The organism is Vibrio atypicus, from assembly GCF_009811315.1.
GTDB classification, from domain to species: Bacteria; Pseudomonadota; Gammaproteobacteria; order Enterobacterales; family Vibrionaceae; genus Vibrio; species Vibrio atypicus.
The window spans coordinates 130,254-154,986 of sequence record NZ_BLID01000007.1; the positions used below are offsets into that span (position 1 = coordinate 130,254).

General features: G+C 44.9%; 20 protein-coding genes. 11 read left to right on the top strand and 9 right to left on the bottom strand.

The annotated features are described in order from the left end of the window. Positions 1–8: 8 nt before the first annotated feature. The 6 genes from GVO60_RS15545 (at position 9) to lpdA (ending at position 10,073) form a co-directional block, all read left to right on the top strand. Positions 9–755, top strand: coding sequence for a thioredoxin fold domain-containing protein (locus GVO60_RS15545; RefSeq protein ID WP_159655616.1), 747 nt, complete (start codon positions 9–11; stop codon positions 753–755). Between the two features lie 15 nt (positions 756–770). After that, positions 771–2,510: a single-stranded-DNA-specific exonuclease RecJ gene (recJ, locus tag GVO60_RS15550; protein WP_159655618.1), complete on the top strand. Its 1,740-nt coding sequence runs from the start codon at positions 771–773 to the stop codon at positions 2,508–2,510. 457 nt (positions 2,511–2,967) lie between these two features. Further along, positions 2,968–3,735, top strand: a complete 768-nt coding sequence (gene pdhR / locus GVO60_RS15555) for a pyruvate dehydrogenase complex transcriptional repressor PdhR (RefSeq protein ID WP_159655620.1) — start codon at positions 2,968–2,970, stop codon at positions 3,733–3,735. A gap of 56 nt (positions 3,736–3,791) precedes the next feature. Then, positions 3,792–6,455 carry a pyruvate dehydrogenase (acetyl-transferring), homodimeric type gene (gene aceE / locus GVO60_RS15560; RefSeq protein ID WP_159655622.1) on the top strand — a complete coding sequence of 888 codons (2,664 nt, stop codon included), beginning with the start codon at positions 3,792–3,794 and terminating at the stop codon, positions 6,453–6,455. Between the two features lie 30 nt (positions 6,456–6,485). Continuing rightward, positions 6,486–8,378, top strand: a complete 1,893-nt coding sequence (gene aceF / locus GVO60_RS15565) for a pyruvate dehydrogenase complex dihydrolipoyllysine-residue acetyltransferase (protein WP_159655624.1) — start codon at positions 6,486–6,488, stop codon at positions 8,376–8,378. Between the two features lie 267 nt (positions 8,379–8,645). Further along, positions 8,646–10,073: a dihydrolipoyl dehydrogenase gene (gene lpdA, locus GVO60_RS15570; protein WP_159655626.1), complete on the top strand. Its 1,428-nt coding sequence runs from the start codon at positions 8,646–8,648 to the stop codon at positions 10,071–10,073. A 130-nt stretch (positions 10,074–10,203) separates the two neighbouring features. On the opposite strand, the gene GVO60_RS15575 is transcribed toward lpdA, so the two are convergent. Continuing rightward, on the bottom strand, positions 10,204–10,818 hold the full coding sequence (locus GVO60_RS15575) for a LuxR/HapR/OpaR family quorum-sensing transcriptional regulator (RefSeq protein ID WP_159655628.1): 615 nt from the start codon (positions 10,816–10,818) through the stop codon (positions 10,204–10,206). A 297-nt stretch (positions 10,819–11,115) separates the two neighbouring features. Here GVO60_RS15575 and hpt point away from each other — a divergent pair, with 297 nt between their 5' ends. Further along, the gene (gene hpt, locus GVO60_RS15580) at positions 11,116–11,646 is read left to right on the top strand and encodes a hypoxanthine phosphoribosyltransferase (protein WP_159655630.1); all 531 of its coding nucleotides are present in this window, start codon (positions 11,116–11,118) and stop codon (positions 11,644–11,646) included. A gap of 68 nt (positions 11,647–11,714) precedes the next feature. On the opposite strand, the gene can is transcribed toward hpt, so the two are convergent. Continuing rightward, a complete protein-coding gene (gene can, locus GVO60_RS15585; protein WP_159655632.1) occupies positions 11,715–12,383 on the bottom strand; it encodes a carbonate dehydratase in 669 nt (222 codons plus the stop codon). Between the two features lie 333 nt (positions 12,384–12,716). Between can and GVO60_RS15590 the strand changes: the two genes are divergently transcribed. The 3 genes from GVO60_RS15590 to GVO60_RS15600 all read left to right on the top strand — a co-directional run bounded on the left by GVO60_RS15590 (position 12,717) and on the right by GVO60_RS15600 (position 16,249). Next, positions 12,717–14,387 (top strand): SulP family inorganic anion transporter, encoded by a 1,671-nt coding sequence (locus tag GVO60_RS15590; RefSeq protein WP_159655634.1) that lies wholly within the window; start codon positions 12,717–12,719, stop codon positions 14,385–14,387. Positions 14,388–14,552: 165 nt separating this feature from the next. Then, positions 14,553–15,479, top strand: coding sequence for an ABC transporter ATP-binding protein (locus GVO60_RS15595; protein ID WP_159655636.1), 927 nt, complete (start codon positions 14,553–14,555; stop codon positions 15,477–15,479). Next, positions 15,479–16,249 (top strand): ABC transporter permease, encoded by a 771-nt coding sequence (locus tag GVO60_RS15600; protein ID WP_159655638.1) that lies wholly within the window; start codon positions 15,479–15,481, stop codon positions 16,247–16,249. The genes GVO60_RS15595 and GVO60_RS15600 overlap by 1 nt, the downstream gene beginning before the upstream one ends. 55 nt (positions 16,250–16,304) lie before the next feature. Here the strand turns inward: GVO60_RS15600 and panC are convergent, their stop codons facing one another. From panC to sfsA, 7 genes are all read right to left on the bottom strand, one after another. Next, complete coding sequence (gene panC / locus GVO60_RS15605; RefSeq protein ID WP_159655640.1) at positions 16,305–17,207, bottom strand: pantoate--beta-alanine ligase; 903 nt, start codon at positions 17,205–17,207, stop codon at positions 16,305–16,307. Positions 17,208–17,218: 11 nt separating this feature from the next. Further along, on the bottom strand, positions 17,219–18,013 hold the full coding sequence (panB, locus tag GVO60_RS15610) for a 3-methyl-2-oxobutanoate hydroxymethyltransferase (protein ID WP_159655642.1): 795 nt from the start codon (positions 18,011–18,013) through the stop codon (positions 17,219–17,221). Positions 18,014–18,035: 22 nt separating this feature from the next. Then, positions 18,036–18,521 (bottom strand): 2-amino-4-hydroxy-6-hydroxymethyldihydropteridine diphosphokinase, encoded by a 486-nt coding sequence (folK, locus tag GVO60_RS15615; protein ID WP_159655644.1) that lies wholly within the window; start codon positions 18,519–18,521, stop codon positions 18,036–18,038. After that, positions 18,518–19,885, bottom strand: coding sequence for a polynucleotide adenylyltransferase PcnB (pcnB, locus tag GVO60_RS15620; RefSeq protein WP_162596550.1), 1,368 nt, complete (start codon positions 19,883–19,885; stop codon positions 18,518–18,520). Before pcnB ends, folK begins: the two co-directional genes overlap by 4 nt. Positions 19,886–19,965: 80 nt before the next feature. Beyond that, on the bottom strand, positions 19,966–20,856 hold the full coding sequence (gluQRS, locus tag GVO60_RS15625; protein ID WP_159655648.1) for a tRNA glutamyl-Q(34) synthetase GluQRS: 891 nt from the start codon (positions 20,854–20,856) through the stop codon (positions 19,966–19,968). A gap of 62 nt (positions 20,857–20,918) precedes the next feature. Next, positions 20,919–21,365, bottom strand: a complete 447-nt coding sequence (gene dksA, locus GVO60_RS15630) for an RNA polymerase-binding protein DksA (RefSeq protein WP_159655650.1) — start codon at positions 21,363–21,365, stop codon at positions 20,919–20,921. A gap of 138 nt (positions 21,366–21,503) precedes the next feature. Further along, positions 21,504–22,217, bottom strand: coding sequence for a DNA/RNA nuclease SfsA (gene sfsA, locus GVO60_RS15635; RefSeq protein WP_159655652.1), 714 nt, complete (start codon positions 22,215–22,217; stop codon positions 21,504–21,506). Positions 22,218–22,271: 54 nt separating this feature from the next. On the opposite strand from sfsA, the gene hrpB reads away from it, so the two are divergent. Further along, complete coding sequence (gene hrpB, locus GVO60_RS15640; RefSeq protein WP_159655654.1) at positions 22,272–24,731, top strand: ATP-dependent helicase HrpB; 2,460 nt, start codon at positions 22,272–22,274, stop codon at positions 24,729–24,731. Positions 24,732–24,733: the final 2 nt, after the last annotated feature.

Here is a 24,733-nt window from a genome sequence, read left to right on the forward strand (position 1 = left end):
TGAACTGAATGAGCGTATTACGCCGAATGACTCTACTTACGTTGCCATTATTGCTAGCCGCACAAACGGTATCGGCAACTGAAGTTAAATTTGATCAAGCACAGCTGCAAAAGCGATTCGCTCAGTTGGGTTTAGAAGTAACCAAAGTGGTACCTGCTGATATTGAAGGTCTTGTCGAAGTCCAAACTAGCGGCGGCGTATTATTCGCTTCCCCAACCGGTGACTATTTCTTAGCAGGTACTTTGTACAAGCTCGATGGTAATGGCCAGTATGAAGATGTGTTGGCTAAACGTCAGGCTCCAATTAATGCAGCAAAAATCGAGTCATTTAAAGACAGCATGATTGAGTTTAAGGCTGATGATGAAAAATACGTCGTCACCGTCTTTACTGATATTACCTGTGGTTACTGTGTACGCCTTCATAATCAGATGAATGGCTATAATGATTTAGGTATTACTGTTCGCTACATGGCGTATCCTCGCCAAGGAAATTCTGGTTCTGTTGCGGATCAAATGGCGGCAATTTGGGGAGCTGAAAATCCTCAATCAGCGATGCATGATGGTAAGGTTAACCGTCAATTCCCAGAGAAAGGCAAAGACTTTGCTAAGTATCAGCAGATCATCAAAGATCATTACAACCTAGGCCGAGAGTTGGGCATCAGCGGTACGCCTGCGATTTTCTTGCCTAACGGTGAAATGGTAGGTGGTTACCTGCCGCCAGAAAAACTGTTGCAGCGTCTTCAGCAAACTCAATAACGAACCCAGATTTTTATGATAGAAATTCAACGTCGCCCGGAAGTCGACTTAACTCTACTTCCGGATAGCATCGCGCCTCTTTTAAGACGTCTGTACATTAGCCGAGGGATTACATCGCCTCAGCAGCTAGAAACGGCGGCTCGCGCGTTGCACTCATATCAAAAACTTCATGGTATTGAGGCGGCAGTTGAATTGCTGTTTGCTGCCATTACTCAGCAGAAACGTATCATCGTGGTTGGAGATTTCGATGCTGATGGCGCAACCAGTTCAGCGTTGTCGGTACTTGCTCTGCGTATGCTGGGCTCCAACAACGTGGATTACTTGGTTCCGAATCGATTCGAAGATGGCTATGGCCTTAGTCCAGAGGTCGTTGACCAAGCTATTGAGATTGGCGCAGAAGTGATCATGACGGTAGATAATGGGGTCTCTTCAATCGAAGGAGTCCGTTACGCCAAAGAGCAAGGTCTGCAGGTTTTGGTGACTGACCATCACTTACCGGGCCATGAGCTACCGATTGTTGATGCAATGGTTAATCCTAACTTACAAGAGTGTGCGTTCCCATCGAAAGCATTGGCGGGGGTTGGGGTCGCGTTTTATCTGATGATGGCATTGTGTGTTCACATGCGTAAGTTGGGTTGGTTTGCCGAGCAAGGTATGGCAGAGCCGAAATTGATGGAGCTTATCGATTTGGTTGCGTTGGGTACCGTTGCTGATGTGGTACCGCTGGATGAAAACAATCGTATTTTGGTCCACCAAGGTTTACAACGTATTCGAGCTGGTAAAGCGCGCCCGGGCATTCAAGCGTTAATTGAAATTGCGAAACGAGATGCTCGCCGTTTGGTGGCTGCCGATTTTGGTTTTGCCTTAGGTCCACGAATTAACGCTGCTGGTCGCCTTGATGATATGTCGTTTGGTGTTGAGCTGCTGATGAGTAATAACATTCATGCAGCTCGACGCATGGCGAGTGAACTCGATGGGCTAAATCAAACACGCAAAGAGATCGAAGAGGGGATGAAGCAAGAGGCAATGGCATTTTGTGAGCGTCTTCAATTTGGTGAAAACAGTGCCTTACCTCATGGTTTAGTGTTGTTCCAACGTGATTGGCACCAAGGTGTGATTGGTATTTTAGCTTCACGCATCAAAGACAAATTCCATCGACCGGTGATTGCCTTTGCTGATGGCGGTGAAGGGAGTATCAAAGGCTCCTGCCGTTCTATTCCCGGCTTGCATATGCGTGATGCACTAGATCGAATTGATACTCAAAACCCAGGCTTGATCATCAAGTTTGGTGGTCATGCAATGGCTGCGGGTTTGACTATCATGGAGAAAGATTTTGATCGATTCTCCAAACTGTTTGATGACACCGTTAAGCAAGAGCTGGATGAAGCTGCGCTTAAAGGTGTGATACTTTCTGATGGAGAGCTGGCTCCAGAAGAGTTCTCTATGCATGTCGCAGAGATGCTGCGCGCTGGTGGCCCTTGGGGACAGACTTTCCCTGAGCCATTGTTTGATGGCGAGTTTAAGGTCTTGCACCAAAAGCTGGTGGGAGAAAAGCATTTGAAGTTGATGCTAGAGCCACTACATAAAGGGCATCCAACCAATATTATGATTGATGGGATAGCCTTTAATGTCGACCTACGCCGCTGGCCTGATGCGTCTGTAAAGACCGTTCGGTTAGCTTATAAACTAGACATTAACGAGTTCCGTGGCAATCAGTCTCTACAGCTGATGATTGATCATATTGAGGCTAGGTAGTCTTTAAAATATCTCATACCTAAAATCAGTCATTTCATAGACTGATGAAGAAAAGAGTAGGGGATCTCTAAAGCTTTCTACAGGTTTTTAGAGATCGTCAATTCATTTGTCTCTCACTTTTGAGGTGACAGTCGTCCCATTTTATTACTCTTGTAAACCATCTATCCCCTCGCACTTTTCAACGTATCCACTAACAACCTTTCATATTTCTTTAAAACTGACCAATTAAAGTGTGATACCTAGCACGCTTCATCCCCATCTGTTTATATTTTGTAATTGGTCTGACCAATTTGATTGCCGTTTTAATCTGTTCTTGTTAACAAAGTGTTGAAGCGTGACTCGTTCTATGATTTGGGTCAATTTTTGACTGGAACTTGCGTTTTAATTATGTTAATTTTCTCGCCAATAAAAAATTGGTAATACCAATTGACTGCAAAGAGTAAGAAGAAAAATAACTATGGCTTATCAAAGGATTCGTCAGCCAAAACTCTCAGATGTTATTGAACAAGAGTTAGAAAGGTTGATTGTGGAAGGAACACTGTCTCCGGGGCAACAACTGCCACCTGAGCGGGAGCTGGCTAAACAGTTCGATGTGTCTCGTCCTTCAATCCGTGAAGCGATTCAACGCTTAGAGGCTAAACGTCTTCTTACTCGTCGTCAGGGCGGTGGTACATTTGTTAGTGAGAATATCTGGACAAGTTTTTCAGATCCTCTGCTAAATTTATTGTCTAGCCACTCTGAAACTCAGCTCGATTTACTAGAAACGCGTCATGCGATGGAAGGTATTTCAGCTTATTTTGCAGCCGTTCGTGGTACCGATGAAGACTTTGCTCGTATTCAAGCTTGCTTGAAAAACATCAGCGAAGAGCAAACTAAGAAAAATGTGGAAGCAGAAGCCGCTGCAGTAATGCAGTTCTTGATCGCTTTAACCGAAGCCGCTCACAACGTGGTACTTCTTCACATTGTTCGAAGTTTAGCGCCTTTGCTTGAGCAAAATGTCTTACAGAATTTAAAGCTCTTGCATCGCCGCGATGAAGTGGTCGATAAAGTAAGTAAACATCGAGCTAATATTGTGGATGCGATTGTTTCTGGTCAGCCTGAGAAGGCGCGTGAAATGTCACATTCTCATTTAGCTTATATCGAAGAGACATTGTTGGATTTGACTCGTGAAGAGTCGCGTAGAAAACGTTCTTTACGTCGAATTCAGCAAGGTAACGATTCTTAAAACAAGAAACGGTTACTTTAAATAACTAGATCCAACCAATAGAAGGATAGATCGCCATGTCTGACATGAAGCATGACGTAGACGCACTGGAAACTCAAGATTGGCTACAAGCCCTTGAATCAGTTGTTCGTGAAGAAGGTGTAGAACGTGCACAGTTTCTACTAGAAACAGTTCTAGAAAAAGCACGTCTAGACGGCGTTGATATGCCAACAGGTATCAACACAAACTACATTAACACGATTCCAGCAGCACAAGAGCCAGCTTACCCAGGTGACACGACTCTTGAACGCCGTATTCGCTCAATCATTCGCTGGAACGCAATCATGATCGTATTGCGTGCATCTAAGAAAGACCTCGACCTTGGTGGTCACATGGCTTCTTACCAGTCAGCGGCTGCATTCTACGAAGTATGTTTCAACCACTTCTTCCGCGCTCCAAATGAGACGGACGGTGGCGATCTAGTTTATTACCAAGGTCACATCTCACCAGGTATCTACTCTCGTGCATTCGTTGAAGGTCGTCTAACTGAAGAGCAGCTAGATAACTTCCGTCAAGAAGTAGACGGCAAAGGTATCCCATCATACCCGCACCCTAAACTGATGCCTGAATTCTGGCAGTTCCCGACAGTATCTATGGGTCTTGGCCCAATCTCTGCGATCTACCAAGCGCGTTTCCTTAAGTACCTAGAAGGTCGTGGTCTGAAAGATACTTCTGCTCAACGTGTATACGCTTTCCTAGGCGACGGTGAGATGGATGAGCCAGAATCACGTGGTGCTATCTCTTTCGCTGCGCGTGAGAAGCTAGACAACCTATGTTTCCTAATCAACTGTAACCTACAGCGTCTAGACGGCCCTGTAATGGGTAACGGTAGCATCATCCAAGAACTTGAAGGCCTATTTAAAGGTGCAGGTTGGAACGTTGTTAAAGTTATCTGGGGTAGCAACTGGGATTCTCTACTAGCTAAAGACACTACTGGTAAGCTTCTTCAACTAATGAACGAAACTATCGATGGTGACTACCAGACATTCAAATCTAAAGATGGCGCATACGTACGTGAGCACTTCTTTGGTAAGTACCCAGAAACAGCTGCACTAGTTGCAGACATGACTGACGACCAAATCTTCGAACTGAAGCGTGGTGGTCACGATTCTTCTAAACTGTTCGCTGCATTCAACAATGCAAAAGAGACAGGCGGCAAGCCAACAGTAATCCTAGCTAAGACAGTTAAAGGTTACGGTATGGGTGAAGCTGCTGAAGGTAAGAACATCGCGCACGGTGTTAAGAAGATGGACATGACTCACGTACAATACCTACGTGACCGTCTAGGCCTACAAGACATCCTTTCTGATGAGAAAGTGTCTGAGCTTCCTTACCTGAAACTGGAAGAAGGTTCTGCTGAATACGAATACCTACATGCTCGTCGTAAAGCCCTACAAGGTTACACGCCAGCGCGTCTGCCAAAATTCACTCAAGAATTCAAAGTACCAGAGCTAGAAGAGTTTGCTCCTCTACTAGGTGCACAGAAGCGTGAAATTTCAACGACTATGGCTTACGTACGTACGCTAAACATCCTACTGAAAGACAAGAACATTGGTAAGAACATCGTTCCTATCATCTGTGATGAAGCTCGTACGTTCGGTATGGAAGGTCTGTTCCGTCAAGTTGGTATCTACAACCCACACGGTCAAGAATACACACCTGAAGATAAAGGCATCGTTTCTTACTACAAAGAAGCAACATCAGGCCAAGTTCTTCAAGAAGGTATCAATGAACTAGGCTCAATGGCATCTTGGGTTGCTGCTGCTACGTCTTACAGCACAAACGATCTGCCAATGATCCCGTTCTACATCTACTACTCAATGTTCGGTTTCCAACGTATTGGTGATATGGCATGGCTAGCAGGTGACCAACAAGCTCGTGGCTTCCTATTAGGTGCTACAGCTGGTCGTACAACACTGAACGGTGAAGGTCTACAGCACGAAGATGGCCACTCGCACATTCAAGCGAACACTATCCCTAACTGTATCTCTTACGATCCAACATTCGCTTACGAGCTAGCAGTAATCATGCAAGATGGTATCCGTCGTATGTACGGTCCTGAGCAAGAAAACATTTACTACTACCTAACAGTAATGAATGAAAACTACGCAATGCCAGCAATGCCAGAAGGTGCTGAAGAAGGCATCCGTAAAGGTATCTACAAGCTTGAGTCTCACGAAGGTGCTAAGGGTAAAGTTCAGCTAATGAGTTCTGGTACTATCATGAACGAAGTGCGTAAAGCAGCGACTATCCTAAGTGAAGAGTACGGCGTAGCGTCTGATGTATTCTCTGTAACGTCTTTCAACGAGCTAACTCGTGATGGCCAAGATGCAGAGCGCTACAACATGCTTCACCCAGAAGCGGAAGCGAAAGTACCGTACATCACAACAGTTCTTGGCAGTGAGCCAGCAATCGCTGCGACTGACTACATGAAGAACTACGCTGAGCAAGTGCGTGCATTCATGCCTACTGAATCATACAAAGTACTGGGTACAGATGGCTTTGGTCGTTCAGACAGTCGTGAGAACCTACGTCGTCACTTTGAAGTTAACGCGGGCTACGTTGTGGTCGCTGCACTAACTGAACTAGCGAAACGTGGTGATGTTGAGAAGTCTGTTGTTGCTGAAGCAATTGCTAAGTTCAACATCGACACTGAAAAAACAAACCCACAATACGCTTAATACAGCGCTTAACTAGAAGGTAAATAAGCAATGGCAATCGAAATTAATGTACCTGACATTGGTGCGGATGAGGTTGAAGTTACTGAGATTCTTGTAAGCGTTGGCGACAAGGTTGAAGAAGAACAGTCTCTGATCACTGTTGAAGGCGACAAAGCTTCTATGGAAGTTCCAGCGTCTCAATCAGGTATCGTTAAAGAAATCAAAGTAGCTGAAGGCGATTCAGTAACAACTGGTTCTCTTATCATGATTTTCGAAGCCGAGGGTGCAGCTGAAGCTGCACCTGCTCCTGTGGCGGAAGCGGCTCCAGCTCCAGCTCCAGCAGCAGCGGCAGCAGAACTAAAAGAAGTTCACGTTCCTGATATCGGTGGCGACGAAGTAGAAGTTACTGAGATCATGGTTAAAGTTGGCGATGCAGTAGAAGAAGAGCAATCACTTCTAACTGTAGAAGGCGACAAAGCTTCTATGGAAGTACCAGCACCATTTGCAGGTACGGTTAAAGAGATCAAGATTGCTGAAGGTGATTCAGTAACAACTGGTTCTCTAGTGATGGTATTCGAAGTTGCTGGTTCAGCACCTGCAGCAGCTCCGGCTCCTGCGGCGGCAGCACCAGTTGCAGCGGCGCCAGCAGCATCAGCTGAAAAAGAAGTAAACGTTCCAGATATCGGCGGTGACGAAGTAGAAGTTACTGAGATCATGGTTAAAGTTGGCGATACAGTAGAAGAAGAGCAATCTCTGATCACTGTAGAAGGCGACAAAGCTTCTATGGAAGTACCAGCACCATTCGCAGGTACCGTTAAAGAGATCAAGATTACTGAAGGCGGTTCAGTAACGACTGGCTCTCTAATCATGGTATTTGAAGTGGCAGGTTCAGCTCCTGCTCAAGCAGCGGCACCTGTAGCAGCACCAGCTGCAACTCCAGCTCCTGTGGCAGCATCTGCTCCAGCAGTAAAAGCTGAAGCTCCTGCAGCTAACGACTTCCAAGAGAACGGTGACTACGCACACGCATCTCCAGTTGTTCGTCGTCTAGCTCGTGAATTTGGCGTTAACCTTTCTAAGGTTAAAGGTACTGGTCGTAAGAGCCGTATCCTGAAAGAAGACGTTCAAGCTTACGTTAAAGATGCACTTAAGCGTCTTGAGTCTGGTGCTGCGGCATCTGGCAAAGGCGGTGACGGCTCTGCGCTTGGTCTACTACCTTGGCCAAAAGTTGATTTCAGCAAGTTCGGTGAAACTGAAGTTCAGAAGCTTTCTAAGATCAAGAAGATCTCTGGTGCTAACCTACACCGTAACTGGGTAATGATCCCTCACGTTACACAGTGGGATAATGCTGACATCACAGAGCTAGAAGCATTCCGTAAAGAACAGAATGCAATCGAAGCGAAGAAAGACACTGGTATGAAGATCACGCCACTTGTGTTCATCATGAAAGCAGTAGCGAAAGCACTAGAAGCATTCCCAGCGTTTAACTCTTCTCTTTCTGAAGATGGCGAAAGCATCATTCTTAAGAAGTACGTAAACGTAGGTATCGCAGTAGATACGCCAAACGGCCTTGTTGTTCCAGTATTTAAAGATGTGAACAAGAAAGGTATCTACGAGCTGTCTGAAGAGCTAATGGCTGTGTCGAAGAAAGCACGTGCTGGCAAGCTAACTGCAGCTGACATGCAAGGTGGTTGTTTCACAATCTCTAGCCTTGGTGGCATCGGCGGTACTGCATTTACACCAATCGTAAACGCTCCAGAAGTGGGTATCCTAGGTGTATCTAAGTCTGAAATGAAGCCAGTGTGGAACGGTAAAGAGTTCGAACCACGTCTACAACTTCCACTATCTCTATCATACGACCACCGTGTGATTGATGGTGCTGAAGGTGCACGTTTCATTACGTTCCTAAATGGTGCGCTATCAGACATTCGTCGTCTTGTTCTTTAATCGAAACTAGATGACAGAGAGGCGGCAAGTGAGCCGCCTCTATTACGAATAATTACCAAACAATTTGATGCGAGACCTTAGTATAAATAGGGTTTTCTCAATTGAATTGTTGTCTAGCTCACAGGCTAAATTGATTTACTTTTCACTCCATTAACATCTCTGTAAACTGTTGGCGGTCTGAAAAATAACTGTTTAAAACAAATCGACTTGAACAAATAAATCAATACCCACTCAGCCTGTTAGGGATAATGACTACAAGAGGTCACAATGAGCAAAGAAATTAAAGCCCAAGTTGTTGTACTTGGTTCTGGTCCTGCTGGTTACTCAGCTGCATTCCGTTGTGCAGACTTAGGTCTTGAAACTGTACTTATCGAGCGCTACAGCACCCTAGGTGGTGTATGTCTGAACGTGGGTTGTATCCCATCAAAAGCGCTACTTCACGTATCTAAAGTAATCGAAGAAGCGAAAGCAATGGCTGATCACGGCGTTGTATTCGGTGAGCCGCAAACAGACATCAACAAGATTCGTATCTGGAAAGAGAAAGTTGTAAACCAACTGACTGGCGGTCTTGGCGGTATGGCTAAGATGCGTAAAGTTAACGTGGTAAACGGTTACGGTAAATTTACTGGTCCTAACTCTATCCTTGTAGAAGGTGAAGGCGAGTCAACAACAGTTAATTTCGATAACGCTATCATCGCGGCGGGTTCTCGCCCTATCAAGCTACCATTTATCCCGCATGAAGACCCACGTATTTGGGATTCAACGGATGCACTAGAACTTAAAGAAGTTCCTGGAAAACTACTTATCATGGGCGGTGGTATCATCGGTCTAGAAATGGGTACGGTTTACCAATCTCTTGGTTCTAAAGTAGACGTGGTTGAAATGTTCGACCAAGTTATCCCTGCTGCGGATAAAGATATCGTTAAAGTTTACACTAAACGTGTGAAGAACAAGTTCAACCTAATGCTAGAAACGAAAGTGACAGCGGTTGAAGCTAAAGAAGACGGTATCTACGTTTCAATGGAAGGCAAAAAAGCGCCAGCAGAAGCTGAGCGTTACGATGCTGTTCTTGTTGCCATTGGCCGTGTACCAAACGGTCAGCTAATTGATGCAGAGAAAGCGGGTCTTGAAGTAGACGAGCGCGGTTTCATCAATGTTGATAAGCAGATGCGTACAAACGTACCTCATATCTTTGCTATCGGTGACGTTGTTGGTCAACCAATGCTTGCGCACAAAGGTGTGCATGAAGGTCACGTAGCAGCTGAAGTTATTTCTGGCAAGAAGCATTACTTCGACCCTAAAGTTATCCCATCAATCGCTTACACTGAGCCAGAAGTGGCATGGGTTGGTAAAACAGAGAAAGAAGCGAAAGCAGAAGGCATTAACTACGAAACAGCAACATTCCCATGGGCTGCTTCAGGTCGTGCAATCGCATCTGACTGTTCAGACGGTATGACTAAGCTGATCTTTGATAAAGAGACTCACCGCGTAATTGGTGGTGCTATCGTTGGTACAAACGGTGGTGAACTACTAGGTGAAATCGGTCTTGCTATCGAGATGGGTTGTGATGCTGAAGATATCGCTCTAACTATCCACGCTCACCCAACTCTACACGAGTCTGTTGGTCTAGCGGCGGAAGTGTTTGAAGGTTCAATCACTGACCTTCCAAACCCTAAAGCGAAAAAGAAGAAGTAATCGCTTCTAAATAGATAATAGAAAGCCGCTGAATCTGTTCAGCGGCTTTTTTGTTTGTGTGACAAATTTTAGTAATGCTATAAAAAAAGCTGACACCTAAGTATCAGCTTTTTCTCATCGATAACTGCGATTAGTGGTCGCGGTTATAAATACACAGCATATCTAAGTAACTTTGTGTTAGTTTGTTCAGTGCTTCAGGATTTTGTACACGGTTTGCCTGTACAAACAGAGAGTAACAAATTCCGTGGAACAGCGTCGCAAGATCAGCTGGGTCGTGTTGATCGCACACTTCACCACGCTCAATCGCTTTAATGAACATATTTTGAACCAGCAATTGGTTAGTGCGATTTGTGGTGACAAACAGCGGCCACACTTCATCACGTGTTGATGCACTCCACTCAAACCACACTTTAAGCCAGTGACAATCATTCACTACCAAGTCTACCATTGCAGATGTTAGGTTCTGTAAATTGTCTTTTGCGTGTAAGTCTAAGTCGATGTTATCAGATAGAAAGTTAGAGAATTGGCGTACGACGTAGTTGAGTACGTCATCAACGAGGTCTTCACGAGTTGGGAAGTAGTTAAAAACCGTCGCGACTGAAACCTGAGCGATTTCAGCAATGTCTGCATGACCACCACGACCGATACCGCGGCGTGCGAACACTTCCAGTGAGATTTCCATAAGTTGTTGTTTTCTCTTTTGCGGAGAAAGACGCGTGCGCGGCCTTTTAGCTATAGAGTCCATATCAATTTCCTTGCCATTTGAGTTGTAGTGGGCTTTGCCCTATTTAGTATTTTATTATTTGCTTAAAGCATAATGAGTGTAATGGTGCATATAAAATAGGTCAACGTTTTCAGTACACTTTATAACCATAATTGTTAATATCCGTGCTACGTATCATATGGTTTGCGTTGTTGATGTTTGTTTTCTGATGCATGAGACTGTTTCATTGCGCTGCAGCAGTGTTAAACTACGCGCTCGAAAACATCAGCTAGTATTTAGTTGGACTAAATAGTAGACAACGTGATAAATGAGATTGGTATGAAACATACAGTAGAAGTAATGATTTCTGAGCAAGAGGTTCAGGAGCGTGTACGTGAACTTGGTAAACAAATTACTGCTCACTATGAAGGTAGTGAAGATTTGGTTCTAGTCGGCCTACTGCGTGGCTCTTTTGTCTTTATGGCAGATTTAGCTCGTAGCATTGAACTGACTCACCAAGTGGACTTTATGACCGCTTCTAGCTATGGCAATACCATGGAAAGCTCGCGTGATGTTCGTATTCTCAAAGATCTTGATGATGACATCAAAGGTAAAGATGTGCTTTTAGTCGAAGATATTATCGACACCGGGAATACGTTAAACAAAGTGAAAGAGATCTTGAGCCTTCGAGATCCTAAATCTGTTCGCATTTGTACTTTACTTGATAAGCCTTCTCGCCGCGAAGTAGATGTGCCTGTTGAGTGGATTGGTTTTGAGATTCCAGATGAATTCGTTGTCGGTGTTGGTATCGACTATGCTCAAAAATACCGTCACCTACCATATATTGGTAAAGTAGTACCTCAAGAGTAGTTCAGCTCTAGAGTTGATATAAAAAACGCCCGCTTAAATAGCGGGCGTTTTACTTTCCTAGCGTGTAATTATCGACACAGCAGCTTATGATCTGGATTGAGGATCGACTCCATCGCTTTTTGATAGGAAGTTTCGACCGACTCACGAGAGCTAGAGCGCACGCCTAAATACTCTAATTTCCCATCTCCGATTCCGTAGACAACGCCGTGAATCTCAACATCTTGGCCACGCTCCCACGCGTTTTGCATAATGGTAGAGTTACCTAAGTTGTAAACTTGCTCAGCTACGTTTATTTCCCCTAATTTGTCCGCTCTATCAGCGACAGGCATGTCATCAAGGTACTTGCGATGTTTAAAGTACAGATCGCGGATATGTAATAGCCAGTTGTTGATCAGTCCAAGTTGCGGGTTATCGATAGCGGCATTTACACCACCACACCCATAGTGACCACATACAATAATGTGTTTTACCTTGAGTACATCAACAGCGTATTGAACGACAGATAGGCAGTTGAGATCGGTATGAATCACTTGGTTGGCGACATTTCTGTGAACAAATAGCTCGCCAGAGTAGAGGCCTGTAAGTCGTTCAGCAGGCACACGGCTATCTGAACAACCTATCCATAGAAAGCCTGGATTTTGTCCATCTTCCAATTTAGTAAAGTACTCTGGTCGTTCAGCTTTAATAGACTCAGACCACTTTGAGTTATTTTCAAATAGCTGCTTAATTTCTGGCATTTTCTTCATCAATCCCTAAAAAAAACTTGCACCACTATACACAATGTTACAATTTCCTTCCTGTTAAAAATGCGTAAAAAGGCACTCATCTGACGTGTTTGAGCGCGAAAAATCATAAACTTAGGCGCGATCCGAACCAAAAGTTATAAAGTATGAAATATGAGATACGATTAACACTTATCTCGTTCGAGTAACATTTGGTAAAGTGATGAAATTTGCTGCATTTCAACGAAGATTACTACTTATCTACGGAGATGCACTTTTAAAATTCGCGGTTATATTTTTAAATCGTGGTTGGATGTCGTAGTTGTTTATTTTGCATGGAGCAGAGTTGTGTTCGGACGTCGTTTTGAAGATATCAATCTCAAAGGAGATTTGTTTGGTGGTGTAACGACTGCCATTATCTCGTTACCACTTGCATTGGCCTTTGGTGTTGCTTCGGGTGCTGGCGCGGAGGCTGGCTTGTGGGGCGCGATTATGGTCGGTTTGTTTGCCTCATTGTTTGGAGGATCTAATACACTGATCTCTGAGCCAACCGGCCCAATGACGGTGATCATGACCGCCGTTTTGACCAGTATGATGGTCAAGTATCCTGAAACAGGCATGGCGATGACGTTTACTGTCGTGATGATGGCAGGTGCTTTCCAAATACTACTAGGGACATTGAAGTTAGGAAAATACGTAACTTTGATGCCATATAGCGTGATCTCCGGCTTTATGTCAGGGATCGGTGTTATATTGATTATTCTGCAACTCTCGCCACTACTTGGTCACGCAGCCCCTTCTGGTGGGGTGCTTGGTACGCTATCGGCACTGCCTGACACCATCTCTAATTTGAAATTTAGCGAGCTGTTTCTCGGTTTATTGACTCTCGCTATTCTGTTTGGTTTTCCGAAAAAATACCGTAAATATGTACCGGCTCAGTTGGTTGCCTTAGTTGCGGTGACGCTTCTATCAGTTACGTTTTTCGATATGGACTCGATTCGTCGAATCGGTGAAATTCCAGCAGGTTTACCTTCTCTTGTCGTTCCGCACATTAACCCTGACATGTTTGTTGAGATGGTGATTGATGCACTCGTCCTCGGCACATTAGGCTGTATTGATACCTTGCTTACTGCTGTTATCGGTGACTCACTGACACGTAAAGAGCATGACTCGGACAAAGAGCTGCGAGGCCAAGGTTTGGCTAACATGATCTCTGGTTTGTTTGGTGCGCTTCCAGGTGCGGGTGCAACAATGGGGACAGTCACCAATATTCAGGTAGGCGCTCGTTCTCCGCTGTCAGGCGTTATTCGAGCCTTGATGTTAGCATTAGTCGTACTTGTTGCTGGTGGACTGACTGAACCGATCCCGATGGCAGTATTGGCAGGCATTGCGGTTTATGTTGGTTTTAATATTCTCGACTGGAGCTTCATTCAACGAGCGCACAAAGTCAGTTTTGCTGGTATGGCGATCATGTACGGCGTGATGCTATTAACGGTGTTTGTTGACTTAATTGTCGCGGTAGGGCTAGGGGTATTTATTTCTAACGTGATTATCATTGAGCGCTTGAGCCGTGAACAAGCTCGCCAAGTTAAGGCCATCAGTGACGCCGATGAAGATGATGTGCCGCTTACAGACAGTGAACGTGGCTTGCTCGATATGGCCAATGGCAAGGTGCTGTTCTTTTACCTTTCTGGCCCGATGATCTTTAGCGTTTCGAAAGCGATCTCTCGTCAACATACCAGTATTTCAGATTATGAGGTGATGATTCTCGATCTGACCGATGTACCAATGATTGATGTGACGGTCGGATTAGCATTAGAAAACGCGATTAAAGATGCACTGGATGCGAATTGTCAGGTCTATTTGTTGTGCCCGAATGAGCGCACCAGACAGCAACTTGAGAAGTTCCACGTTATTGACTTAGTGCCTGACGATAACACGTATAAGTTCCGCTATGAGGCATTGAAAGCGGCGATTCGTCACGTTGAAAGCGATGAGCATCAGTTAGAGTCAGTCTAACTACTTAAAGAACTTGTAGTGAATAAAGCGCCATAGAGGAAAACTCTACGGCGTTTTTTTATTGTTAATAGTTATGATATTTCCAAAAGAATCGAAAGGTTTAATTGTAATCATCGTTATTCAACGATAAACTAATTTGAAAATAATAGAATAGATAGCAATGTTATGTACGCTCTAGAAATAGAACAGCTGCGCAAAACCTATGCTGGAGGTTTTGAGGCACTGAAAGGTATTAGTCTCAAGGTTGAAAAAGGTGACTTTTACGCTTTGCTTGGGCCCAATGGCGCAGGTAAATCAACCTCGATTGGCGTTATTTCGTCTTTGGTTAACAAGACTTCAGGCACTGTGAAAGTGTTTGGCTACGATATCGATACTGACCTCGAACTGGCTAAGCAAAATTTAGGCTTGGTTCCACAAGAATTCAACTTTAATCAATTTGAAACCGTAGAGCAGATCGTGCTTCAGCAGGCGGGCTATTATGGTGTGCCTAAGTCTGTGGCAAAAGAACGTGCGCAAAAATATCTGACTAAGCTCGATCTTTGGGAAAAGCGCAATGAGCGTTCACGCAACTTATCTGGTGGTATGAAGCGTCGCTTGATGATCGCGAGAGCGTTAATGCACGAGCCACAATTGTTGATTTTGGACGAGCCTACAGCTGGTGTTGATATAGAGCTTCGCCGCTCTATGTGGGGATTCTTAAAAGAGATCAATAGTGAGTTAGGTATTACGATCATCCTGACGACACATTACTTAGAAGAAGCGGAAATGCTCTGTCGTAATATTGGCATCATCAATAAAGGTGAGTTGATTGAGAACACCACCATGAAAGCGCTACTCGGTAAGTTGCATGTGGAGACCTTTATTCTCGATCTGGAGGAAGGTTGCCCTGAACCTGAGTTGTCAGGTGTGAACTCGCAGGTCTACGTGAATGGTTCATTGGAGATTGAAATCGACAAAAGCCAAGGGCTCAATGCCATCTTCACTCAATTGACGGAACAAGGCATTAAAGTGCTTTCTATGCGTAATAAAGCCAATCGTCTTGAAGAGTTGTTTATCCACATTGTACGCGAACAGAGTGCGGAGGCGTTGTAATGTATCAGTTGTATTGGGTTGCTTTTCGCAGCTTGTTAGGCAAAGAGGTCAACCGTTTTGCCCGTATTTGGGTACAGACCTTAGTGCCGCCTGCGATCACTATGACGCTTTATTTTATTATTTTTGGCAACCTTATCGGATCGCGTATTGGCGAGATGAATGGTTTTAGCTATATGGAATATATCGTCCCTGGTTTGATAATGATGTCGGTGATCACCAACTCGTACTCAAATGTTGCTTCATCTTTCTTTAGTGCTAAGTTGCAGAAAAATATAGAAGAGCTACTTGTTGCACCTGTACCAAATTACGTGATCATTGCTGGTTATGTGATGGGTGGTGTGACGCGAGGCTTATTAGTTGGTGCAATCGTAACTTTCGTTTCGCTATTTTTTGTTGATCTGCAAGTAGAGCATTGGGGCATCATTGTTGCCACGGTATTTATGACCTCGGTGGTGTTTGCCTTGGGCGGTTTGATCAATGCCGTGTACGCAAAAACCTTTGATGACATCTCGATTATTCCGACATTTGTTTTAACGCCGCTGACATACCTTGGTGGTGTTTTTTACTCAATCAGCTTATTGCCTGAGTTTTGGCAAGGGGTGTCTAAGATTAACCCAATCGTCTATATGGTGAATGCATTCAGATACGGGTTCTTAGGTGTTTCTGATGTAGGTATTGTGACATCGTTCAGCGTTCTCGGTGTATTTATTGTTGCGCTTTACGCGGTAGCACACTATTTAGTGACACGCGGAATTGGCTTACGTAGTTAGAAACAAAAAAGGGTTGATGCTTTCACATCAACCCTTTTTATCTTGTCACTGAGCTCTATTCAGCGCTTTCTGGTGGTGTCTCAGAAGCTTCTTCTTCTTTCGACTCTACCACCATCTCAACAACTTGGTTATCGATTAAACGGGCTTTTCCTAAGAACGCAGCCATTAGAATCACCGCTTGAGTAGTATCTTCTGTCACAGTTTGTAGTGTACGTGCATCGCGTATAAAGATTTCGTCTGGCTGTAGACCAGCAGCGCGAAGTTGATCGCTTGCATCTTCAATCACAGAATCGTAATCATCACGACCGCCACGTATTGCGCTACTGATCCAGCGCATCGTGCGTGCAAGCACTGGTGCACGTTGACGTTCATCTAGAGTAAGTAGGCCATTGCGTGAGCTCATGGCTAAGCCATCCATTTCACGTACGGTCGGTACACCAATGATTTCGATATCTAAAGCCAAGTCTTCGGTCATCTTGCGAATCACAGCCAATTGCTGGAAATCTTTCTCACCAAAGCAAGCGACATCCGGCTGAACAATGTTGAACAGCTTGGTCACGATAGTGGAGACACCGCGGAAGTGACCCGGACGAGATGCGCCTTCAAGAATCGTTGAAAGTCCAGGTACGTCGACAGAAGTTTGTGTATCCAATCCTTCAGGGTAGATAATCTCTGGCGTTGGCGTAAATACTAATTCTACCGATTCACCGCCCAGTTTAGCTAAGTCGTCTTCAAGAGTGCGTGGGTAGTTGTTCAAATCGTCTGCACGCTCAAACTGCATTGGATTGACGAAAATACTTACTACCACAACATCAGCATGTTCGCGGGCTTTTTTGACCAAAGTTAGGTGACCTTCGTGAAGGTTACCCATGGTTGGTACAAAAGCGATCTTTCGACCATCACGCTTAAACTGTTTAATTTGCTCACGAAGAGCAGCAATTTCAGCAAAAGTCTGCATGATATTTATCCTTAGGCAATGGTATGAGCTTCGTCAGGGAAGGCTCCGCTTTCTACATCTTGTTTGTATTTTGCGACTGCTGCTCGCATCTCGCCAGTTTCAGCAAGGAAGTTCTTTGAGAATTTCGGCATATAGTTCGCAGCAATACCAAACATATCGTGCATCACTAGGATTTGACCATCAGTGACGTTACCTGCACCGATACCAATGACTGGAACTTCACACACCTCGGTAATACGCGCTGCCAATTCTTGAGGTACACACTCAAGTAGGATGATTTGTGCGCCAGCTTCTTGTAGAGCCAGTGCATCACGTACCATACGATCTGCTTTTTCTTGTTCACGTCCTTGAACTTTGAAACCGCCAAAAATGTTGACTGACTGAGGTGTTAAACCTAAGTGAGCACAAACTGGAACCGCACGTTCAGTCAGTATTTTTACAGTGTCGACTAACCAATCGCCACCTTCAATTTTTACCATGTTTGCACCAGCACGTATTAGCTGACCAGCACTCTCACACGCTTGCTCTGGAGTCGCATAGCTCATGAATGGCATATCAGCCATTAGAAGGCAGTTTGGGCTGCCAGCACGAACACAGCGTGTATGGTAAGCGATCTCTTCAACCGTTACCGGTAGGGTAGATGTCTCACCTTGAAGTACCATGCCGAGAGAATCCCCAACAAGGAGTACTGGCATTTCTTGGCTTTCAAACAGCTGGGCAAAGCTTGCGTCATAAGCTGTTGAAGTTGCAAATTTACGACCTTCTTGCTTCCATTTCATTAGATCGCTAATGGTAATTTTTTTCATGATTGTTCCTTACAGGAGTTGGCTATGATTGCCAAATACGCAGACCGTTTTGCTCAACAACTTTTAATAAGTTTTCCAGTCTGGTCCCACATGGGAGGGTTAAATTTGGTGCGATTTCTGAAAGCGGATAGAGCACAAATTCACGCTCTTTCATTCCATAATGTGGAACGACTAAACGTTCAGAATCAATCACCTCATTGCCATAAAGAATGATATCGAGATCTAGAGTTCTTGGTCCCCAGCGCTCTTCTTTACGGACACGCCCTTGTTCTAACTCAATGGTTTGTGTGCAATTGAGTAGCTCAAGTGGCGTTAATTCTGTTTTTATTTCAACCACAGCATTGATGTAGTCGGGCTGATCTTGCGGCCCCATAGGTGTACTACTATACAAGCTCGACGCGGTTACAAACTCTGATTTAGGCAGGGTTTTTAGTGCATCGATGGCGGCATTTGCTTGAGTAACTGGATCAGACAAGTTACTGCCTACTGCGATAAAGACCGAGATCATGACGAGGCCTTAGGCTTCTTCTTGCGATACGTTTTACGACGGCGCTGTCTTGGTTGATCTTCACCGCTACCATCTAAATCTGCCACCATAGCTTGGCGCATATTACGGCCAGCATTTTGGAATGTTTCCCACCATTTAGCGAGCAGCTGTGTTTCGCCTTCTTCGATTTCACCGCGCATTTCAAGGAAATCATACCCTGCTCGGAACTTGTTTAGCTCCATTAGGCGGAATGCACGTTTACCGTTACGTCGTGGCATACGCAATTGTAGCTGCCAAATCTCGCGGATAGTTGCAGTGTGGCGACGAGGAATGGCAATAGAGCGCACTTGGTCATCTAGGATGGTGTTACTTGCTTCCATGATGGCATCGTAAAAGGATAGCTTGCGTTTGCTCATCATCTGCTCAGCTTTCGCTTGTAGCGGATACCAAAGCATCGCGGCAAACATAAACGCTGGGTTAATGCGTTTTCCTTCTTCAATTCGCTGGTCAGTCGAATCAAGGACTAGATCTAGCATCTGCTCTGTTGGTGAAGAGTAATCTTCAGTGAAGAATTCAGCAATGGTTGGGAAAAGCTGTTGGAATAGGTTGTATTCACGCATCAGGTGGTAGGTTTCAAGACCATGACCTGACTGAAGCATTTTGAGTGACTCTTCGTATAGACGAGCCGCTGGAATTTCTTGCAGTAGTGGCGCCATCTCTTCGATAGGGGCTGCTGTCTCTTCTTCGATGTCAAAATCCAGTTTCACTGCAAAACGAATCGCGCGCAGCATACGTACTGGATCTTCACGATAACGTGTTTCTGGATCTCCGATAAGACGGATCAGCTTATCTTCCATATCTTCAATACCACCAGCATAATCGTGGATTGAATAGTCAGAAATGCTGTAATACATCGAGTTCACTGTGAAGTCACGGCGCTCAGCGTCTTCGTCGATGGTACCGTAGACATTGTCTCGCAGTAGCATGCCTTCTTTGGACTGCTGTGCAACATTCTTACTCGGCTCTTGGTGATGGCCTCGGAATGTGGCAACTTCAATAATATCGCGGCCGAACATAATGTGAGCTAAGCGGAAACGGCGACCAATTAGGCGGCAGTTTTTAAATAGCTGACGGATTTGCTCTGGCGTTGCGTTAGTCGCAATATCAAAATCTTTTGGTTGTTGACCAAGCAGTAGGTCGCGAACTCCGCCACCTACTAGGTATGCATCAAAGCCCGCGCCATGAAGTCTGTATAGCACCTTCAATGCATTATCGCTGATCTTCTTACGAGAGACGTTGTGCTCTTGGCGAGTAATGATATTCAGAGAGAGCTCTGGGTATATGTTTTTTTCGCTTGGTGTATAGTCGTTTTTATTCATGTGCATCTGGCAATAATATGGTGATAACCAACCTTGCTACAGGCCTGATTTGTGCCTAATAAGGCAAATTTGCGGCTAATAATAGCTTACAGCGAGCGGTTTGAGAATCTTGGTGTGATCTCGATCGAGCCAGGCAGTTGTTCTAAACGCCATTGGCTCACGCCCCAAGCTATGATTTCAGCCAAATTAGCTTGCTCTATATCTCTTGAAATTTCAAAGCCTAAAAAGCGCATTGCATCTAAAAGTGCAGGCTTTGGATTACTGTTGTCGATGGCAGGAGCATGATTTTGTTTGGACAACTTTTGTCCGTTACTCCCCAGTGCCAACGGTAAATGTAGATAGCTAACTGCTGTCGCTCCTAACATTTGGTAAAGACTGATTTGACGACCAGTAGGTTCGATTAAATCAGCACCACGCACGACCTCTGTAATACCTTGATCGATGTCGTCTAATACTACGGCAAGGTTGTAGGCAAATAAGCCATCTCGGCGTTTTATAATAAAATCTTCATCTGCCAACGCGTGGGGGATACTCAAAGGGCCGTGTTTTTGGTCATTAAACTGGTAGACCGGATGAGTCATTTTCAGTCGAATTGCACACTCAAGGTGATTGGTGAGTGCTAAGTCACGACAAGTTCCAAGATAAAATCCACCGGACTCTTTAATTTGTTTACGCGTGCATTGGCAATAATAGGCTTGGCCTGAAGATAGCCAGTCGTCGATTTGCTGTTGATATAGAGAATGACGTTGGCTTTGGTATACCACTTCGCCATCCCAATGCAGTTGATAGGCTTCTAATGTGTTTAGAATCAACTGGGATGCGCCAGGCATCTCCCTTGGTGGATCAAGGTCTTCAATCCTAACCAGCCACTGTCCATTATTCGCTTTTGCTTGGAAATAACTCCCAAGAGCGGCAACTAATGAACCAAAATGCAATGGACCAGAAGGGGATGGGGCAAAACGACCGATGTAACTCATAGCTATTTTCTAAATCAAAAAGGGAGCCAAAGCTCCCTTTAATATTATTTTAAATCAGGTAATTAACCTTGCATTTGCTTCTCTTTGATCTCTGCAAGTGTTTTACAGTCGATACAAAGGTCTGCAGTTGGACGAGCTTCCAAACGACGGATGCCAATCTCAACGCCACAAGAGTCACAGAAACCGAAATCATCATCTTCGATTTTTGTTAGTGTCTTTTCGATCTTTTTGATCAGACGACGCTCGCGGTCACGGTTACGAAGTTCAAGACTGAACTCTTCTTCTTGAGAAGCTCGGTCAACTGGATCTGGAAAGTTTGCCGCTTCATCCTGCATATGGTGAACAGTACGATCAACTTCTTCTCTGAGCTGGTTACGCCAAGCTGTCAAAATTTTTGAAAAATGAGCCATTTGCTCTGGTGACATGTATTCTTCACCAGCTTTCTCTTGGTATGGCTCAACCCCTGCAATGGCTAGGATGCCTAGCGCTTTTTTCTTTGATTCTGGCATGCAGCATCTCCTACTAACACCTAGTCAACTGCGCTCGCAGTTAATTTTAAGGCGGGTATCTATAGCAAAAAGAACTAATTGAGGCAAACTCTGAATCGTAAACTTGCTGTCATTGTGAAGGGGACACCATTTTTACTGTCAATTGATAAATTCAATCGCCTTGACCAGTTTTATCTCAGAGTGAGAAAGCTCGGCTTTGTAGCACATAACTTCCACTCCTTGTTCTCGCGCAGTTTTTAGTAATTGTGAATATTTGGCGTCTATATGGTGGGCGACGGAGACTTTTTCAATGCCTGAATGTAAAACAGTGAATAAAAGTACAGATCTACTTCCATTTTGTGCCATTTCTGAGAGTTCTCTCAGGTGTTTTTGGCCACGTGTTGTTACAGCATCTGGGAAATACCCTTGTCCCTCTTTCTCCTCATCCAATAAGGTGACGCTCTTAACCTCTATATAGCATTTTGGTTTGCTCTTTGAGTTGAGCAAGATATCAATCCGACTATTTTCATTACCATACTTTACTTCAGTTTGAAGTTGGTCATAGCCTTGTAATTCTTTGATAACGCCGGACTCTATCGCCTCGACCGCTAATTGGTTTGCTCTAGCGGTATTCACACAGATGCTATGACCTTTCGATGTAACGCTGAGTTCCCAACTATTTGGATATTTGCGCTTTGGGTTGTCAGAAGTGGAGTACCACACCTGATTTCCTGCTTCGGCGCAGCCTGTCATGGCGCCTGTGTTAGCACAGTGAATGGTGCGCTCAGTGCCATCAGGTAAAGTGATGTCTGCCAAGAAGCGTTTATAGCGCTTAATTAGCGTCGCAGGCTCAAGTATAGGTTCAAACTTCATTTACAACTGGATTTATGTACAATATTTGCATTATTACACCATAAGGTCCTTCCATTGTCACAATTGCCTATTGAAGGCGTGATGCCAGAGCTACTCTCAGGTGTTCGCGATTGTTCCCAGTTGATTCTCAAAGCAGCGCCTGGCGCAGGTAAATCGACTCACTTCCCTTTACAACTCGTAAAGCAAAATTGTGTGGTGGGTAAAATCATCATGCTCGAACCTAGGCGTCTGGCTGCGCGTAACATTGCTCGTTATTTAGCTCAACAGTTGGGTGAGCAAGTAGGGCAACAAGTCGGGTATCGTGTTCGTGGTGAAACAAAAGTCAGCCAAGAAACCAAGCTTGAAATTGTCACGGAAGGGATCTTAACTCGCATGATCCAATCTGATCCCGAATTAGCAGGGGTCGATATGGTCATTTTTGACGAATTTCACGAGCGGAGTATTCACGCCGATACTGCGCTGGCGTTGTGTCTAGAGATCCAAGAAGCCTTGCGTGATGATCTGAAGTTAGTCGTGATGTCCGCGACTTTAGATGACAACGCTCTGCTTCAATTGCTACCAGATGCTCGTTATGTGGAATCTCATGGCCGCTGCTATCCTGTTGAGTTTCGTTATAACGCCTTAAAAACTCATGAGCGACTAGAAGAGGTGATGAGCAAACAAATCATCAGCTTGATGGCGAAGGAGTCGGGTTCGCTTTTAGCTTTCTTGCCGGGTGTTGCAGCGATTAAACGTGTGGAAGAAAGGTTGGGGCAACTGCCCAGTGATATTGAAGTCTGTCCTTTATATGGCCAGCTTAATTTCACTCAGCAGCAAGCTGCTATTCAGCCCGCGCCTGTTGGTAAGCGCAAAGTGGTATTGGCGACCAATATTGCGGAAACCTCATTAACGATTGAAGGGATTCGCTTAGTGGTAGACTCTGGTTTAGAGCGAGTTGCTAAGTTTGATCTGAAAAGTGGTGTAACACGTCTTGAGCAAAGTCGAATTGCTCAATCATCTGCAGAGCAGCGTGCAGGGCGAGCCGGTCGTACCGAAGAAGGCATCTGTCTACGTTTGTATAGTGAGAGTCAACTTCGCCAGCAACCGACTGTCCCTGTGGCAGAGATCCTCCATTCTGATCTCGCAAGTTTAACGTTGGAATTGATTCAGTGGGGAACACAAGACGCAGCTGATTTAAAATGGTTAGACATTCCGCCCTCGACGGCCGTCAATCAAGCGAAATATCTATTACATGGATTGAACCTTTTAGATGACAAATGCCAGTTAACCGAATCCGGCAAGTTAGCGGTGAGGTTGGGCGTTGAGCCTCGCACTGCAGCGATGTTGACCTTGGCGAAACAGAAGGGTTTGGAGAGCACTGGTGCGATGGTCGCAGCCTTACTGGAAGAGCCAGAGCGCAATGTTGTTGATTTTAGCCACAGCGTCCATCGTTTTCTGATGGGGAAACACTCAAAACAGAAAGTGGTTCTTCAGCGAGCACAAGCGTTGGCCAAAAAGCTTGAGTCCCGATTTGAAGTTAATCGGTGTGACGAATCTGTGGTTGCGGTATTAATTGCTACGGCTTTTCCTGACCGCATTGCTCAAGCACGAAAAAATCAGGCAGGCCGCTTCTTGTTAGCCAATGGCCATGGCGCAGAGATGCAATCGATGGAATCATTGGCAAATAGTCCCTACCTTGTAGCGATTGATTTAATGCGCAGCCAATCGGACTCATCGATGATTTTCTCAGCCTTGGGGTTAGATATCCATCAGCTAGAGTTGTTCCGCCCCGATCTAATTGACGAGTCTGAACGTGTTGATTGGGATGAAACTAAAGGTCGTTTGGTGGCTGAGCAGCAACGTAAAATCGGGCGTTTGGTCATAGATAGCCAATTACTGCCAGAACCTCCTCGCGAAAAAATGACGCAAGCTTTACTCAGTTTTATTCGTCGTAAAGGGATTTCAGTATTAAATTGGGACGATAACAGCTCTTCAACTCTTGAACGATTGCGATGCGGTGCTCAGTGGTTACCTGAACATGACTGGCCGATGCTCGACGAAGACGCACTGCTCGAACAGTTAGAGCTGTGGCTTGAGCCTTATCTTACTGGAGTTAACTCGGTTAAAGGGTTAGCAAAAGTAGACTTAACGGCGGCCTTAATGGCATACATTGGCTGGCCTCTCAATCAGGAAATCGACCAATGGTTGCCGACACACTATCAATTGCCGACGGGAACGAAGAAAAAGATTCGATATCAGTTCGGACAAGAGCCAGTGTTATCGGTCAGAATGCAGGAGGTGTTTGGTGAGCAAGCGTCACCTCAAGTCGCACAAGGCAGAAAAACCTTGGTGATGGAACTACTCTCTCCAGCGCAGCGGCCATTGCAAGTGACCCGAGATTTAGCCAGTTTTTGGCAAGGTGCTTACAAAGAAGTACAGAAAGAGATGAAAGGGCGTTATCCAAAGCACGTGTGGCCGGATGATCCTGCAACTCATGTTGCAACCACTAAAACCAAAAGACATTTTAATCAGTAACG